Source organism: Actinosynnema sp. NPDC037264, from assembly GCF_055603705.1.
Window position 1 is genome coordinate 20,590 of record NZ_JBVJVK010000017.1, and the last position, 14,011, is coordinate 34,600.

Genomic DNA, 14,011 nt, shown 5'->3' on the forward strand with positions numbered 1-14,011 from the left:
CCGGCGGCCGATCCGGCCCCTGGAACACGGATTTTGCGTGCGACACGCGCGAACGTGACGTCGTGCCCAAGGGATGCCTGGCGGGCGGGCCGCGGGGTTCGCGCCGAGGGCTCCGGTGGCCCGCCTCGATGATCAACTGCCGACGCGGGCCCGGCACGTCCGTCGGTCCGACATCCGCTGACACCACCCATGATCCGTCACTGTGACGTTTCTACGGTGCCGTATCGGAGTTCCGACGGCTCGGCGCTGTCTCGACCTTCCCGACCCGGGGGCTCCGCCCGTGCCCCAGGGCGGCCGGGCCGCACCGGCCGCGCTGCCGACGGCGTGAACGCACGGCGGCGGGTCGCGAGGTGTCGAGCGCGCGACGCAACGTGCGGACGTCGTGTCGCACCGGTGTGGCCGGGCCTGCGGTCCGTGGCGTCCGCGACCCCTGCCGACCAGCCTGTCCGTAACGCCGATAATCTACATTATGTTAAGTAGAACGTTCGGGGAGCGTCCGGGGCGCTTCCCTGCCCACCCGCTTCGCCTCCGCGGTGATGACGTCGCCCCACGTGCGCCACATGCCGTCGAGCCGTGACGTGACCACGACGCGCTGCACCGCGTCGTCCGGCAGCGGGATCTGCAGGCCGATGGCGTGGTGGCGGGCGTGCGCGCCGCCGGCCTTCGCCAGGAGCTCGGCGTCGAAGTCGATCAGGACGCTGCCCTCGGGCAGGTTCTCCGGGATGTCGTCGCCGCAGCCGACGACGCACACCGGTCCCCCGGCGTCGGCGGTGTGTTGTTCGATCTCTGTTCGAACGTCGAGGTCGCGTGCCCGGTCGGTCCACGTGGTGAGGGTGCGGTGCTCGGCTTCGGCGATGAGCGGGTCGTCGCGTTCCAGGGAGGCCCAGACGAGTTCGACGCCGGGTTCGTGGGTCTTGTCGAGGAACTGGCGCATGGTGCGCTTGGCGCTGGCGAGCATCTCCCCCGTGTCGCGTTCGTGGGGTGGTTCGACGGCCCAGGCGGTGAGGTCGAAGTGGGTGGCGAGGCCGTGTCGGTGCAGGCGGTAGCCGAGTTCGATGTCTTCGGTGCCCCAGGTGACGAAGCGTTCGTCGAAGCCGCCGACGGCGTGGAAGTCGGTGGTGCGCACGGAGAGGTTCATGCCCCAGGCGTAGAGCCAGGGGAAGGCGAGGCGGTCGGGCTGGAAGTCGACGGCGGCGAGGGGTTCGTGGCGGATGTCGCGGAAGCCGGGGTGGTCCTTGAAGTCGTGGTGGACCTGCTTCGGGGTTCCGGTGGTGATCGCTTCGGCGAGGCCGGGTGTGGGGTCCCAGGGGCGGTAGCCGTGGACGTAGCCGAGGTTGAGGGTGGGGTGGGCGGTGTGGGCGTCGGCGTGGGCGCGGGTGAGGTCGGGTCCGGCGAGGGTGCCGCAGTCGATGAAGGCGAGGACGGGTGCGGTGGCGTGGCGTGCGCCGGCGTTGCGGGCGTGGGCGACGCGGCGGCCGAGGTCGGGTTGGTGGTGGTAGTGCAGGTGGAGGCGGTCGTGGAAGGTGGTGACGACGTCGGCGGTGTGGTCGTGTGAGCCGTCGTCGGCGACGATGACCTCGTAGTCGTCGGGTGGGAGGGTTTGGTCGGTGAGGCTGTCGAGGGTGCGGCGGAGGAGTTCGGCGCGGTTGTAGGTGGGGATCACGACGGAGATCCGCGGCGGCATCCGGGCTCCTTGGGGCGCGGTGGTGCGGGCGCTGGGAAGGAGCGGACTGTATCGGGTTCGCGGAACCGATACAGCCCCCTGGCTTCGGTGTCGGTTCAGGCGGTTCGGGTGGTGGTCAGGCGGTCGAGGATGTCGTGGTAGTGGGCGTTGGCCATGATGCCGAGGACGTTGCCGAAGGGGTCGACGACGCTGGCGGTGACGTAGCCCTCGCCGCGGACCTTGGGTGCGTCGTGGGGTGTGGCGCCGAGTTCGGTGAGGCGGTCGAGGGTGGCGTGGAGGTCGTCGACGGCCCAGTAGGTGATGGCGCCGGCGGGGCCGGTGTGGGTGTCGTGGGGTGCGTAGTCACTCTTGACGATGCCGAACTCGTGTTCGTAGTCGCCGATGCGGAACTCGACGTAGCCGCCGGGGACGGTGAAGTAGGGCTCGATGCCGAAGAGTCGGGTGTACCAGGTGGCGGCGGCGTCGAGGTCGTCGGCGAAGAAGCTGGTGGTGGTGAGTCCGCGGAGCATGGTGGTTCCTGTTCGGTCGGTGGTTGTCGCTTGTCCCCTACTTTGGCGGTCAAAGTGCTCACGGAGTGAGCACTTTGTGGGCGAGACTGGGTTCATGCGTGCGGACCGGTTGGTGGCCGTCCTGTTGTTGATGCAGGCGCGGGGGCAGGTGACGGCGGCGGAGTTGGCGGGTGAGTTGGAGGTGTCGGTGGCGACGGCGCGTCGGGACCTGGAGGCGTTGTCGTCGGCGGGTGTGCCGGTGTACCCGCAGCCGGGGCGTGGTGGTGGTTGGCGGTTGGTGGGGCGTGCGCGGACGGACCTGAGCGGGTTGACGTCGTCGGAGGCGCGGGCGTTGTTCTTGTTGGTGGGGCCTGCGGCGTCGGGGTCGCCTGAGGTGCGGGCGGCGTTGCGGAAGTTGGTGCGGGCGTTGCCGGAGACGTTCCGGGAGGGCGCTCGGGCGGCGGCGGACGCGGTGGTGGTGGATGCGGCGGGGTGGGGTGGTGTGGGTCGGGAGCGGCCGGGGTTGGTGGGTGTGTTGCAGGAGGCGGTGGTGGGGCGTCGGCGGGTGGTGTTGGTGTACGAGGGGCGTGGGCGGGTGCGGTCGGAGCGGGTGGTGGAGCCGTGGGGGTTGGTGGACAAGGACGAGGTTTGGTACTTGGTGGCGGGCACGGGTGGGGGTGAGCGGACGTTCCGGGTGGATCGGGTGGTGTCGGCGCGGGTGACGGACGAGGTGTTCGTGCGGCCGGAGGGGTTCGACTTGTCGGTGGCGTGGGAGCGGGTGGTGTCGGAGGTGGAGCGGCGGCGGTCGTCGGTGTCGGCGGTGGTGTCGGTGGAGTCGCGGTTCGCGCACGTGTTGCGTGATCAGTTCGGGAGGCACTGCGAGGTGGTGGAGGAGGTGGGTGGTCGGGTGCGGTTGCGGTTGTCGGCCACTACTGCGCTGATGATCGCGCAGGTGTTGGCGGGGTGGGGTGCGTTGGTGGAGGTGGTGGAGTCGGCGCCGGTGCGGGCGGAGTTGGCGCGGTTGGGTGCGGAGTTGGTGGCGGCCAACGCGGTGCGGTGAGGCCGCTTCCCGGCTTCCGCGCCGACTGCGTCTGCTCTGCTCTGCACTGCGCTCCGACGCCGTGGTCGCGGTGGGCGTCGATGTGGCCGGCGGAGTCGGTGACGAGGGTTTCACATCCGGTCGCGGATGCGGTCCCTCATCGGCTTCTCCCCCAGTGCCCGCAGGGCGGCGGCGACGAGGTCGGTGAGCGGGTAGGGCAGGTCGGCGTCGAGGTCGCGGGCGGCGGCGGTGGTGGCGTGCCACTCGGCGTCGAGGGTGGGGAGGATGGCGCGGGCGTGGTCGGTGAGGTGGACGATGCGCCTGCGGGCGTCGTCGCCGGGGTGGAGGTCGACGAGGCCGTCGCGGCGCATCTGGTTCACGGTCTGGCTGATGGCGGAGTGGGTGACGCCGATGGTGTCGGCGAGGTCGCGGATGGACAGCGGTCCCCTGGCGTGGACGAGGCGGATGACCGGGGTGTAGCGGGGGCGGAAGCCCGGTAGGCCGAGGTCGGTGTAGACGCGGGCGACGTCGCCTTCGAGGAGGTCGAGCAGGTGGCGGAGGCGGGTGCCGAGGTAGTCGCCGGCGGGTGCGTGGTCCACCCGCCTAATGTAACAGCACTGTTGTATTTGTGAGGAGGGGTGGATGTACCCGGAGATCGAGCCGTACGAGCACGGGATGTTGGACGTCGGCGACGGCAACCTCGTGTACTGGGAGGTGTGCGGCAACCCGGAGGGCAAGCCGGTGGTGTGCCTGCACGGCGGTCCGGGCACGGGCTGCTCCCCCGGCATGCGCCGGCAGTTCGACCCGGAGGCGTACCGGATCGTGCTGCTGGACCAGCGCGGCAGCGGGCGCAGCCGGCCGCACGCGAGCGAGTACGCGACGGATCTGTCGGTGAACACGACGGCGCACCTGGTGGCCGACATCGAGCGGTTGCGCGAGCACCTGGGCGTCGAGCGGTGGATGGTGTTCGGCGGGTCGTGGGGGTCGACGCTGGGCCTGCGGTACGCGCAGCTGTTCCCGGAGCGGGTGACGGACATCGTGCTGGTCGCGATCACCTCGGGCCGGCACGCCGAGCTGGACTGGCTCTACCACGGGCTGGGCATGTTGTTCCCGGAGCAGTGGTCGAGGTTCCGCGACGGCGCGGGCGAGGGCGCCGTGGACCTGGTGGCGGCCTACCACGCGTTGTTGAACGACCCGGATCCGGCGGTGCGGGAGAAGGCGGCGACGGACTGGACGGACTGGGAGTCCTCGATCGTGTCGCTGGACCCGGACTACCGGCCGGGGCCGCGGATGGCGGATCCGGCGTGGCGGATGGCGTTCGCGCGGCTGTGCGCGCACTACTTCAGCCACAAGGTCTGGTTGGAGGACGGGCAGGTGTTGCGGGACGTGGAGCGGTTGCACGGCATCCCGGCGATCCTGGTGCACGGTCGGCTGGACCTGCAGGGTCCGTTGTGGACGGCGTGGGAGCTGGCGCGGACGTGGCCGGACGCGGAGCTGGTGGTGGTGCAGGGCGCGTCGCACGCGGTGTCTGATCCGGGGATGGCGGACGCGGTGCTGGCCGCGACGGACCGGTTCGCGCGGCGCTGAGCGCCTTTGTCGTCGACGGTCGGGTGGCCGCCGATCCGGGTCCGCCATCCCGGACGGGCGGGCGTGGTTGCGCGCCCGCCCGTCCGGATCTCCCGCGACGACTCGACGAGGTCGGTTATATTCCGGCCGTGTCACGACTTTCGCGAGGTACCGCGCTCCCCCGGGCCACGTCGTGACGGGCGGTGGCTTACCGGAGGCCGAAGGTCCGGTGAACCGTCCGACGGGCTGGTTCGAGCAGCCGCTCTGGACGGTGCTCGGGCTCCTGGTCGTGTGCGCCGGTCCCGTGATCCTGCTGGCCGGTCTCGGCGGGTACGTCCCGGACGACGACCGGACGGCCGTCGTGGTGACCGGTCTGGTCTGGACGCCTCTGACCGTGCTCGTCCTGCTGGTGGCCGTCGTGGGCACCGCGCGGGACCTGCGGGTGTGGCGTGAGCTGGACGCGGCCGGCGTGCGGGTCGTGGGCGAGGTGACGTCCGCGGAGCGGGTGTGGTGCGGCGAGGACGAGCGCTGCACGAGGATCCGGATGCTGGTCTCCGTGCCGGGCCGGTCGCCGTTCACCACGAGCCACCTCGTCGCCGGGGAGGAGGTCGTCGAGGTCGGGACGGGCATCCCGGTCGACGTGCACCCGACCCGCGACCTGTTCCGCCTGGTCCCCGACCCGGCCACGGGTCGCGCGTCCCGGTAGGGCCGCGGTCGGTCTCCGCTAGGGGCGCCAGACGTTGGTCGTCCTGACCGCGACGCCTTCCAGGTGTGGTGGCACCGGCACCGGGAGGGCGTCGACCAGCGTCCAGCCGCGCGGCATGAAGGACCGCTGTGGGTCCCCCACCAGCACCAGGACGCCGCGGTGGTGCGCGGCCAGCAGGAACGGCTCGACGCGGGCGGCCATGTCCCGGTCGTAGAAGACGTCGCCGGCCAGCAGCACGTCGACGTCGGGTTCGGTGTCGAGCAGGTCGCCGGCGGCGATGGTGACGGTGACGTCGTTGGCGCGGGCGTTGAGGCCGATCGCCGCCACCGCGACCGGGTCGATGTCGTTGGCCGTGACCAGGCCGCCCGCGCGGGCCGCGGCGACCGCCACCAGCCCGGAGCCCGACGCGAGGTCCAGCACCCGGCGACCCGCCACCAGGTCGGGGTGGTCGAGCACGTGTCGGGCGAGCGCCTGGCCGCCCGCCCACGGGAACGCCCAGAACGGCGGTTCGGGCGAGCCGGTGCGTTCCCACAGCGCCGTCACGTCGTCCGCGGTGCGCAGCACGATGTCCGGGGCCACGGGCACGGGGCGCGCGCTCGTCACCGAGCGGACGAAGTCCTCCACCGGTCCGGTGATCACCGGACCGACGCCCGCCCCGCCGCAGCCGACGCCGGTGTCAGCGCCCGGCCGCGCTCGTGCACCGCGGCGTCCCCGGCCGTGCCGCGCGCCGGTCCGCCGGGGCGTTCACGGCGATCGGAGGGGGCCAGCGGCCGTCGCACCATGCGGTGACAGTAGTACCGGCGTCACCGCCACGGCCGCGGGCCGGTGCCGACGGGCGCTCACAGCCCTCCGGCGACCCGCAGCACCGCGCCGGTCGTGAACGATGCCGCCCCGCTCAACAGCCAGGCGACCGCCTCCGCGATCTCCTCCGGCTCGCCGGGTCGGCCCAACGGGATGGCCGACGCCACCCGGTCGGGTCGGTCGGGCACGCCGGACAGCTCGTGGATCGCGGTGCGGACCGTGCCCGCCGCCACCGCGTTCACCCGGATCCCCCGCGGACCCAGCTCCTTGGCCAACCCCACGGTCATGGCGTCCACCGCCGCCTTGCTCGCCGCGTAGTGCACGTACTCGCCCGGTGAGCCCAGCGTGGCGGCGGCCGAGGACAGCGACACGATCGACCCGCCCGCCACCAGGTCCTGCGCCGCCCGCCGCGCGCACAGCAGCGCGCCCACGACGTTGACGTCGATCACCCGGCGCAGGTCCTCGGGCCGCAGCTGCGCCAGCGGGCCCACCGGGCTGGTGATCCCGGCGTTGACGACCACGCCCGTCACCTGGCCCAGCTCCGCGGCGGCGTCGAACAGGGCGTCCACGTCGGCCTCGTCGGACACCTCCGCCCGCACCGCGACGCCGCCCACCTCCCGTGCCAGGGCCTCGGCCTGCGCCGTCGCGGCCCGGTAGCCGATCACGACCCGGTGCCCGTCGGCGGCCACCCGCCGCACCACCGCCGCGCCGATGCCCCGGCTGCCGCCCGTCACCACGATCAGGCCAGCCACGCCGTCACCTCCGCGTCCACCACGTCCTGCGCGGTCACCAGCATGTGCGCCAGCCCTGGCACGTCCACCAGGCGCGCGCCGGGCACGGCCGCGCACAATTGGGCCTGCACCGGCCGGAACGCCGGGTACTCCTGCGCGCCCCGCACCACCAGCAGCGGCACGTCCAGCGCGGTGGCCCGGTCGAGCACGTCCAGCGGCTCGACCGCGGCGCGCGAGGCGTCCGTCCAGGTGTAGGAGTCGAGGGCGCCCACGTCGATGGACGCCTGCACCACCGCCTGCACCCGCACCGCGGGGTTCACCACCGCCACCCGCCGCACCGGCACGACGCGCCGCAGGGCGGTGGTCAGCGCGACGTGCCCGCCCGCCGAACCGCCGACCAGGTCGACCGGCCCGTCGTCGCACCCGAGCTCGGCGCGTGCCGCCGCGACCAGCGCGGGCATCGCGGCCACCGCCGACTCCACCATCGCCGCGTAGCCGTCGACCACCTGGTCCGGGCCCTCGCCCCACGGCGGCAGCGCCGCGTACAGGCGCCACGCGTCCACCCCGGTCAGCGGCAGCGCCTCGGCCATGGCCTCCGGTGTGCCCGGCTCGCCCAGCAGGTGCCACACGACCACCAACCGCCGGCCGGTCCGCGCCGGCGGCACCGCCAGGAAGCGCACGCCCGCCGCCTCACCCGTGATCACCATGACCCCGAACCTACGTCCCGACGGGCCCGGACGGCGTCCACCCCTCGCGAACACGGCACACGCACAGCAACCACGAGCTTCCCGAACGCATGAACCCGCACCCCGGTGTCACTCGAACGGCCGCGCCAGGGCACCCTGAAGGCGTGACCGAGCCGCGTTGCGCCGCGATCTCCGCGGACCTCGAGGAACCCCAGGCGGGCACCGCCGCGACCGCCGCCGCCTGGATCTGCCTCGAACAGCCCGGGCCCTGGGGACGCGACGCGCTCACCCAGAGCCGCCTCGACCCCGCGCTCGGCGCCGAACTGGCCCGCCGCGCCGCCGACACGGGTGTGCGGGTCCTGCTGATCCGCCGTCCCGGCCGCCACGCCGACACCCACCACGACGCGCCGCGGCGCGTCTACCTCGCCGCCACCACCCCCGGCCGGCCGTGGCTGGAGCGGACCGACGTCGCCGACCCGGCGGCCCTGCTCGACGTCGACTTCGCCGCCCTCGCCGCGGGCGAACCCGCCGGGTTCGGCACGCCCGTCACGGGGCCGCTGCTGCTCGTGTGCGCCAACAGCCGCCGCGACGTGTGCTGCGCCCTGCGCGGGCGGCCCCTCGCCGAAGCCCTCGCCGCGACCCGGCCCGACGCCGTCTGGGAGTGCACCCACACCGGTGGTCACCGCTTCGCGCCCACCGGCGTGCTGCTGCCCACCGGCTACACCTACGGCCGCCTCGACACCGAGTTCGCCGCCCGGCTGCTCGACCACGCCGCCCGCGGCCACGTCGTCACCGACCGCTGCCGGGGCCGCTCCACCCACCCGTCGCACGGCCAGGTCGCCGAACTCGCGGTCCGCGACCTCACCGGCGAGGACCGCGACGTGCTCACCGTGCGCGGCGACACCGTCCACCACGTCGACGGCAGCGCCTGGCAGGTCACCGTCGCCGGGCGCGACCTACCGGCCGCCCGGCCCGCGAGCTGCGGCGCGGCCCCCACCCCGGCCACCGGGCTCGTCGCCACCGCCGTGCGACGGCTCGTCCCCGTCGCCTGACCGTCCCGGCACCGCCGCGCGGAACAGGCCCAGCCCCACCGCGTGGGGGTCGTCCAGGCCCACCGCCGCCAACGCGTCCGCGGGCAACGCCAGCAGGGACACCGCCACGCCGAGGAAGTAGGCGTCCAGCAGGCCCGCGTCCCGCGCCGTGCTCGGCAGGCCCGCCGCCGCGTGCAGCCCCGCGCCGGCCTGCGCGTTCGACACGGCCATCCGGCCCAACGCCGCGCGCACACCCGGCCGGCGCACCGCCTCCAGGTACAGCTCGACCATCGCCAACAGCTGCGTCGGGTCCTCCACCACGGCGCGCCGCAGCAACGCCGGGTACAGCTGCGCCACCTCCGCCGGCGAGATCCCGGCCGGTGTCGTCTCCCGCAACCGCCGGACCGCCGCCGCGTGCAACGCGGTCATCCGCGCCGCCGCCGCGCCCAGCAACGCGTCGCGCGACGGGAAGTAGTTCTTCGTGGTGCCCTCCGGCACACCCGCCGCCCGGTCCACCGCGCGGTGCGTCAGGCCGCGGCCGCCCTCCGCCGCCAGCACCGAGATCGCACAGTCGCACAGCAGGTCCCGACGGCTCGTCACGGTGACGGGACACTAGTCGATCGAGGTCGGCCCGCCGTCGCCACCACCCGCCCCGCCTCCAGCACCAACCACACCCCGCACACGCACCGCACGTAGTCCACCGCGCCGTGGGACGAGACCGGATACACGCGCTCGGCGCTGGGCCACCCGCAACAAGGGCATCTGGTGTTCACCCGACCAGCGTGGTGTCATGGTTCAGTGCATTTCAACCCTTACGGCGGGGCGGCGGCCGAACTCGCCGCCGCCCTGGTCAACGCCGACCCCCGCAGCACCGCCGACGAGCTGCTCGACCTGCTGCGCGAGCACGGCTACAAACCCCTCGGCGCCCTCGACGACCACCAGGCCCGCGAGCTCACCGCCTGGGCCGCCCGCCTCGCACCCGTCTTCGACCACACCCCCGACCAGATCGCCCTCGTCAACGACCTGCTCGCCGAAGCCGCCGCCAAGCCCTACATCTCCACCCACGACGGCAGGCGGCCCCACCTGCACTTCGCGCCCGAACACGCGCCCACGCCGCAGCGGCTGCGCGCCTTCACCGCCGCCGGCCTCGCCCACGTCGTCTGCGACGACCCCGGCCGCCTCGGCCGCTGCGCACGGCCCGGCTGCGCCACCGTCTACGTCGACACCTCCCGCAACGGCCGCCGCCGCTTCTGCACCACCCGCTGCGCCAACCGCGTCCACGTCGCCGACCACCGCACCCGCACCGCCTGACCCACACCCGCGCTCCCGCACAAGCACCCGACCACGCCCGTGCCGACCGGGACCGGCGCGGGTCCCCGCCGGTCGGTCAGTGCATGACGCGGCGGCCGAAGCGGGCGTTGCCGAACTCCGCCGCCTCGCCGATCAACGCCGACCCCACGTCCGTGCGACCACGGAACCACGCGTGCCGGAACCACGCGTCCTGGTGGAACACCACGTCGCCGAACAACGCCCGCCCGCCGAACCGCACGTGCCGGAAATCCGCCCGGCCCGACACCTCGGCCCGCCGCAGGTCCGCCCGACCCGACACCTTCGCCCGCGCGAACACCAACTGGTCGGCCACCTGCGCCGACCGCAACGACACGTTCCCCGCGAACACCGCCAACCCGAACGACGCCGACCGCGCGAACAACGCGTCGGTGAACACCGCGTGCCGCAGGAACCGGGCGCCCGCGAAGTTCGCGTCACCCGTCACCGTCATCGCCTCGAACCGCGCGTCGCCCAGGAACACCGCGCCCATCAGGTCCACCCGGTTCACCCGGCACCCCGACAGGTCGAAGTCCACCAGGATCGCCCCCGGCGCCACCACGTCCATCCCCGGCCAGAAGTCCGCGCCCGGCCGCAGGTGCGACACCAGCTCCCGCTGCACCGCCGTGCGCCACGGCGCGTCCAACCCCAGGCTCACCCCGCCGCGCAACGCCGCCAGCCACGACGTCACCACCGCCTGCCGCCGCCGCGGCGCCTGCCGGCCGATCTCGGCCAGCAGCAACAACCCCTCCTCCTCGCCGGCCCGGAACAACCGGTTCGCCTCACGCCACACCGACACCGGGGCCTGGGCCGCACCCGCCTCCGGCCCCACCCGCCGCCGCGCGTGCTCGTCCAACAACGTCTCCGAACGCGACGCGCGCACATGACGCACGCCAATCCAGACGATGACCACGGCCACCGCCAACGGCATCAGCCACGACGACATACCCCCGATCATGCCCGTCCCGCCTACGTCCACGGACGTACTTCCCGTCACCGCTTCGTGCCCGACGCCGAGACACGCGCCCGAGCGGAGCATCGACGGCATGGAACCGACCCACAGCCCGGCCCCGCGCGCCTCCGACGCCGACCGCGAACGCACCGCCGCGCGGCTGCGCGACGCCGTCGGCGACGGCCGCCTCACCCTCGCCGAAGCCGACGAACGCATCGCCGCCGCCTACACCGCCGTCCACCACCACGAGCTCGCCACCCTCACCGCCGACCTGCCCGAGCCGCCGCCACCGCCCGCCCCGCCCGCACGGCACCGGCCGCCCCTGCTGCCGATCGCGCTGCTCGTCCTCGCCGTCGCCTGGATCGCCTCGCCCCTGCCGTTCCCGTGGCCGCTGCTGCTCATCGCCCTGCTCGCGCACCGCGGCCTGCGGCACCGCCGGCGGCGCGACCCGATCACCCCGGCGGCCTGATCCACCCGCACCCGCTCCTGCCCTAGAGTCCGCCCCATGGACCTGACCGACGCGTGCTTCGCGGGCGCCGCCCGACAGGCCGAGCTGCTGCGATCGGGCGCGTTCACCTCGCGCGCCCTCGTCGCCGAATGCCTGCGCCGCATCGACCGGCACGACCGGAGCCTCAACGCGTTCCGGCTCGTGTTCACCGACCGCGCCCTCGCCGACGCCGAGCACGCCGACGCCCGCCTCGCCCGCGGCGAGCACGCGCCCCTGCTCGGCGTGCCCGTCGCGGTCAAGGAAGACCTCGCCATCGCCGGACTGCCCACCACCAAGGGCACCGCCGCGGTCGACACCACCGCGCCCGCCGACGCCGAGATCGTCCGCCGCCTGCGCGAGGCCGGCGCCGTGGTCGTGGGCCGCACCCGCATGCCCGAACTCGGCCTGTGGCCGTACACCGAGTCCACCTGGGCCGGCGCCACCCGCAACCCCTGGTCGCCCGACCACTCGCCCGGCGGGTCCAGCGGCGGGTCGGCCGCCGCCGTCGCCGCGGGCCTCGTCGGCGCCGCCGTCGGCACCGACGGCGCGGGCTCCGTCCGCATCCCCGCGGCCTGCACCGGCCTGTTCGGCCTCAAACCGCAACGCGGCCACGTGCCGCTGACCCCCGACCGCGACGTCTGGGGCGGCCTGGTCGCCGCCGGACCCATCACCCGCCACGTCGCCGACGCCGCCCTGCTCCTGGACGTCCTGGCGCCCGGCGGCGACCACGCCGCCGCCGTCACCGCCACCCGGACCCTGCGCATCGCCGTGTCCCTGCGCACCTGGGGACGCGGCATCCCCGTCGACCCCGAAGTCCGCGACGCCGTCCTCGACACCGCGGGCCTGCTCGCCGACCTCGGCCACGACGTCACCCGCGTCGACCCCGACAACCTGCACGACGTCGCCGGACCCGCCGTGCTCGCCGCCCGCTACCTGCACAGCGCCGCCACCACCGAACAGGCCCTGGACCGACCCGACCGGCTCGACGCCCGCACCCGCGCCGTCGCCGCCCTCGGCCGCTCCCTGCCCGCGCCCGCCGTGCGCGCCGCCCTCGCCCAGACCGCGAAGCTCACCGACCACGCCAACCGGCTCTTCGACCACCACGACCTGCTGCTCACCCCCGTGCTCACCCGGCCGCCCCTGCGCGTGGGCGAGTGGAACCGCCGACCCACCCTCGCCGCGCTGCTCGCCGCCGCCCGCATGACCACGTTCCTGCCCCTGTGGAACATCACCGGCAACCCCGCCGCGGCCGTCCCCGCCGGCCACACCCGCACCGGCCTGCCCCTGGCCGTGCAGCTCGTCGCCACCACCGACGACGACCGCACCATCCTCACCGCCGCCGGCCAACTCGAACGCGCCCGCCCCTGGACCGACCGCCGCCCACCCGCCTACCCCTGACCCGCGCGCGTGTCCGACGCTCCGGAACCCCCGAGTCGAACGCGCGGGACGCGCCGCTACCGCTCCCGCCGCGCCAGCTCCGACCGCCACCGCCGCAACCACTCCGGCACCGGGCCGCCCGCCACCGCGTCCACCTCGCCCTGCACCACCCGCCGCAGCACGTCGTCCGGCCCCTCGGCCAGGCGTCCCAGCACCTCCTCGCGCACCGCGGGCCAGTCACCGGACGACGACGCCACCGACCGCAGCCGCACGTAGGCCTCCCACACCGGATGCGCCAGGAACGCCCGCCGCCGCAGGTCCACCGCCCGCTGCAGCCACCCCGCGCGCAGGCACTCGTCCACGCCCAGGTCCACCAACGGGGTCGCCGCGCCACGCCCGCCCGTCGCCGCCAGACCCCGCTCCACCCACGCCACCGCCTCCGCCGACCGGCCCGCGTCCCGCAGCACCGTCGCCACCCGCAGGTAGTGCCAGCCCGACGACAGGTCCCGCGACAGCACCAGCACCTGCAGGTCCACGTCACCGGTGTGCTCGGCCAACTCCTCCATCACCCGCAGCAACGCCCACCGCTCCCGGTCGTACCGGCCGGTCTCCCCGAACCCGATCACCGGCAGCCGCTCGAACCGCGCCACCGCCTCCGCCCGGTAGGACGCCAGCCCGTCCTCGCCCAACGCCGACGCGTACGCCGCCAACCGCACCTCCGGCGGTTCGGCGAACCCCGTCTGCACCCACAACAGCCACGCCGCCAACTCACCACCGTCCACCGACGGCCCGGCCGCGCACGCCACCGCGTGCAGGTCCAACACCCGATCCACCAACCCGGCCAACGCCACCCGCTGCTCGCCGCCCTGCGCGGCCCGCACCAGCACCTCGGCCAACTCCCGCGCCACCACCGCCGCGCCCGGCCCGCCCCGCACCAGGGCCGACAGCTCCGCCACCACCGCCGCCAACTCGTCCCACCGCGCCGACCACGGGACGTCGACACGGGCCAGCGCGGCCGCCGCACGACCGGGTAAAGCGTCCACCGCGACATCCAACCGCACCCCGACCGGCCCGACGAGACCCGCTCGGACGCCCTTCCGCCCGCCGGACCCGCCCCGACCACGCGAAAGGGGGCGC

At 74.5% G+C, this 14,011-nt stretch carries 17 protein-coding genes; 7 read left to right on the forward strand and 10 right to left on the reverse strand.

The features are described from left to right. Positions 1-472 precede the first annotated feature (472 nt). Together ACZ7GX_RS20265 and ACZ7GX_RS20270 are read right to left on the reverse strand one after the other, a co-directional pair. The gene (locus ACZ7GX_RS20265; RefSeq protein WP_498778593.1) at positions 473-1,684 is read right to left on the reverse strand and encodes a glycosyltransferase family 2 protein; all 1,212 of its coding nucleotides are present in this window, start codon (positions 1,682-1,684) and stop codon (positions 473-475) included. Positions 1,685-1,779: 95 nt separating this feature from the next. After that, positions 1,780-2,193, reverse strand: a complete 414-nt coding sequence (locus ACZ7GX_RS20270; RefSeq protein WP_498778594.1) for a VOC family protein — start codon at positions 2,191-2,193, stop codon at positions 1,780-1,782. Positions 2,194-2,287: 94 nt separating this feature from the next. Between ACZ7GX_RS20270 and ACZ7GX_RS20275 the strand changes: the two genes are divergently transcribed. Beyond that, entirely contained in the window at positions 2,288-3,232 is a 945-nt protein-coding gene (locus tag ACZ7GX_RS20275) for a helix-turn-helix transcriptional regulator (protein ID WP_498778595.1), read from the forward strand. Positions 3,233-3,342: 110 nt separating this feature from the next. Here ACZ7GX_RS20275 and ACZ7GX_RS20280 read toward each other — a convergent pair whose 3' ends face one another. After that, positions 3,343-3,810: a MarR family winged helix-turn-helix transcriptional regulator gene (locus tag ACZ7GX_RS20280; protein WP_498778596.1), complete on the reverse strand. Its 468-nt coding sequence runs from the start codon at positions 3,808-3,810 to the stop codon at positions 3,343-3,345. Between the two features lie 43 nt (positions 3,811-3,853). Here ACZ7GX_RS20280 and pip point away from each other — a divergent pair, with 43 nt between their 5' ends. Both pip and ACZ7GX_RS20290 read left to right on the forward strand, forming a co-directional pair. Then, on the forward strand, positions 3,854-4,798 hold the full coding sequence (pip, locus tag ACZ7GX_RS20285; protein ID WP_498778597.1) for a prolyl aminopeptidase: 945 nt from the start codon (positions 3,854-3,856) through the stop codon (positions 4,796-4,798). Between the two features lie 208 nt (positions 4,799-5,006). Further along, the gene (locus ACZ7GX_RS20290; protein ID WP_498778598.1) at positions 5,007-5,483 is read left to right on the forward strand and encodes a hypothetical protein; all 477 of its coding nucleotides are present in this window, start codon (positions 5,007-5,009) and stop codon (positions 5,481-5,483) included. Between the two features lie 18 nt (positions 5,484-5,501). Here the strand turns inward: ACZ7GX_RS20290 and ACZ7GX_RS20295 are convergent, their stop codons facing one another. Genes ACZ7GX_RS20295 through ACZ7GX_RS20310 form a run of 4 tightly spaced genes read right to left on the reverse strand, consistent with a single transcriptional unit; the run spans position 5,502 to position 7,722 of the window. Then, positions 5,502-6,122, reverse strand: a complete 621-nt coding sequence (locus tag ACZ7GX_RS20295; protein ID WP_498778599.1) for a class I SAM-dependent methyltransferase — start codon at positions 6,120-6,122, stop codon at positions 5,502-5,504. Beyond that, positions 6,119-6,265 (reverse strand): hypothetical protein, encoded by a 147-nt coding sequence (locus ACZ7GX_RS20300; protein WP_498778600.1) that lies wholly within the window; start codon positions 6,263-6,265, stop codon positions 6,119-6,121. The genes ACZ7GX_RS20295 and ACZ7GX_RS20300 overlap by 4 nt, the downstream gene beginning before the upstream one ends. A gap of 57 nt (positions 6,266-6,322) precedes the next feature. Beyond that, positions 6,323-7,036, reverse strand: coding sequence for an SDR family oxidoreductase (locus tag ACZ7GX_RS20305; protein ID WP_498778601.1), 714 nt, complete (start codon positions 7,034-7,036; stop codon positions 6,323-6,325). Beyond that, positions 7,024-7,722, reverse strand: coding sequence for an alpha/beta fold hydrolase (locus ACZ7GX_RS20310; RefSeq protein WP_498778602.1), 699 nt, complete (start codon positions 7,720-7,722; stop codon positions 7,024-7,026). Before ACZ7GX_RS20310 ends, ACZ7GX_RS20305 begins: the two co-directional genes overlap by 13 nt. A 143-nt stretch (positions 7,723-7,865) precedes the next feature. Between ACZ7GX_RS20310 and ACZ7GX_RS20315 the strand changes: the two genes are divergently transcribed. Beyond that, the gene (locus ACZ7GX_RS20315) at positions 7,866-8,753 is read left to right on the forward strand and encodes a ferredoxin family protein (protein WP_498778603.1); all 888 of its coding nucleotides are present in this window, start codon (positions 7,866-7,868) and stop codon (positions 8,751-8,753) included. On the opposite strand, the gene ACZ7GX_RS20320 is transcribed toward ACZ7GX_RS20315, so the two are convergent. Then, on the reverse strand, positions 8,658-9,332 hold the full coding sequence (locus ACZ7GX_RS20320; protein WP_498778604.1) for a TetR/AcrR family transcriptional regulator: 675 nt from the start codon (positions 9,330-9,332) through the stop codon (positions 8,658-8,660). The two genes, ACZ7GX_RS20315 and ACZ7GX_RS20320, sit on opposite strands and share 96 nt — an antisense overlap. A gap of 198 nt (positions 9,333-9,530) precedes the next feature. Between ACZ7GX_RS20320 and ACZ7GX_RS20325 the strand changes: the two genes are divergently transcribed. Further along, positions 9,531-10,043 carry a CGNR zinc finger domain-containing protein gene (locus ACZ7GX_RS20325; protein ID WP_498778605.1) on the forward strand — a complete coding sequence of 171 codons (513 nt, stop codon included), beginning with the start codon at positions 9,531-9,533 and terminating at the stop codon, positions 10,041-10,043. A gap of 76 nt (positions 10,044-10,119) precedes the next feature. Here the strand turns inward: ACZ7GX_RS20325 and ACZ7GX_RS20330 are convergent, their stop codons facing one another. Next, positions 10,120-11,004 (reverse strand): pentapeptide repeat-containing protein, encoded by an 885-nt coding sequence (locus ACZ7GX_RS20330; protein WP_498778606.1) that lies wholly within the window; start codon positions 11,002-11,004, stop codon positions 10,120-10,122. A 100-nt stretch (positions 11,005-11,104) separates the two neighbouring features. On the opposite strand from ACZ7GX_RS20330, the gene ACZ7GX_RS20335 reads away from it, so the two are divergent. Then, a complete protein-coding gene (locus ACZ7GX_RS20335; protein ID WP_498778607.1) occupies positions 11,105-11,479 on the forward strand; it encodes a DUF1707 SHOCT-like domain-containing protein in 375 nt (124 codons plus the stop codon). A gap of 36 nt (positions 11,480-11,515) precedes the next feature. Beyond that, positions 11,516-12,895 carry an amidase family protein gene (locus ACZ7GX_RS20340; RefSeq protein WP_498778608.1) on the forward strand — a complete coding sequence of 460 codons (1,380 nt, stop codon included), beginning with the start codon at positions 11,516-11,518 and terminating at the stop codon, positions 12,893-12,895. Positions 12,896-12,951: 56 nt separating this feature from the next. Here ACZ7GX_RS20340 and ACZ7GX_RS20345 read toward each other — a convergent pair whose 3' ends face one another. Then, on the reverse strand, positions 12,952-13,917 hold the full coding sequence (locus tag ACZ7GX_RS20345) for a hypothetical protein (protein WP_498778609.1): 966 nt from the start codon (positions 13,915-13,917) through the stop codon (positions 12,952-12,954). Positions 13,918-14,011 lie beyond the last annotated feature (94 nt).

Bases quoted from the DNA above. Each gene is read 5' to 3' on its own strand.
- ACZ7GX_RS20265 (WP_498778593.1), bottom strand. From the start codon at position 1,684: ATGCCGCCGCGGATCTCCGTCGTGATCCCCACCTACAACCGCGCCGAA.
- ACZ7GX_RS20270 (WP_498778594.1), bottom strand. From the start codon at position 2,193: ATGCTCCGCGGACTCACCACCACCAGCTTCTTCGCCGACGACCTCGAC.
- ACZ7GX_RS20275 (WP_498778595.1), top strand. From the start codon at position 2,288: ATGCGTGCGGACCGGTTGGTGGCCGTCCTGTTGTTGATGCAGGCGCGG.
- pip (WP_498778597.1), top strand. From the start codon at position 3,854: ATGTACCCGGAGATCGAGCCGTACGAGCACGGGATGTTGGACGTCGGC.
- ACZ7GX_RS20300 (WP_498778600.1), bottom strand. From the start codon at position 6,265: ATGGTGCGACGGCCGCTGGCCCCCTCCGATCGCCGTGAACGCCCCGGC.
- ACZ7GX_RS20310 (WP_498778602.1), bottom strand. From the start codon at position 7,722: ATGGTGATCACGGGTGAGGCGGCGGGCGTGCGCTTCCTGGCGGTGCCG.
- ACZ7GX_RS20330 (WP_498778606.1), bottom strand. From the start codon at position 11,004: ATGTCGTCGTGGCTGATGCCGTTGGCGGTGGCCGTGGTCATCGTCTGG.
- ACZ7GX_RS20335 (WP_498778607.1), top strand. From the start codon at position 11,105: ATGGAACCGACCCACAGCCCGGCCCCGCGCGCCTCCGACGCCGACCGC.
- ACZ7GX_RS20340 (WP_498778608.1), top strand. From the start codon at position 11,516: ATGGACCTGACCGACGCGTGCTTCGCGGGCGCCGCCCGACAGGCCGAG.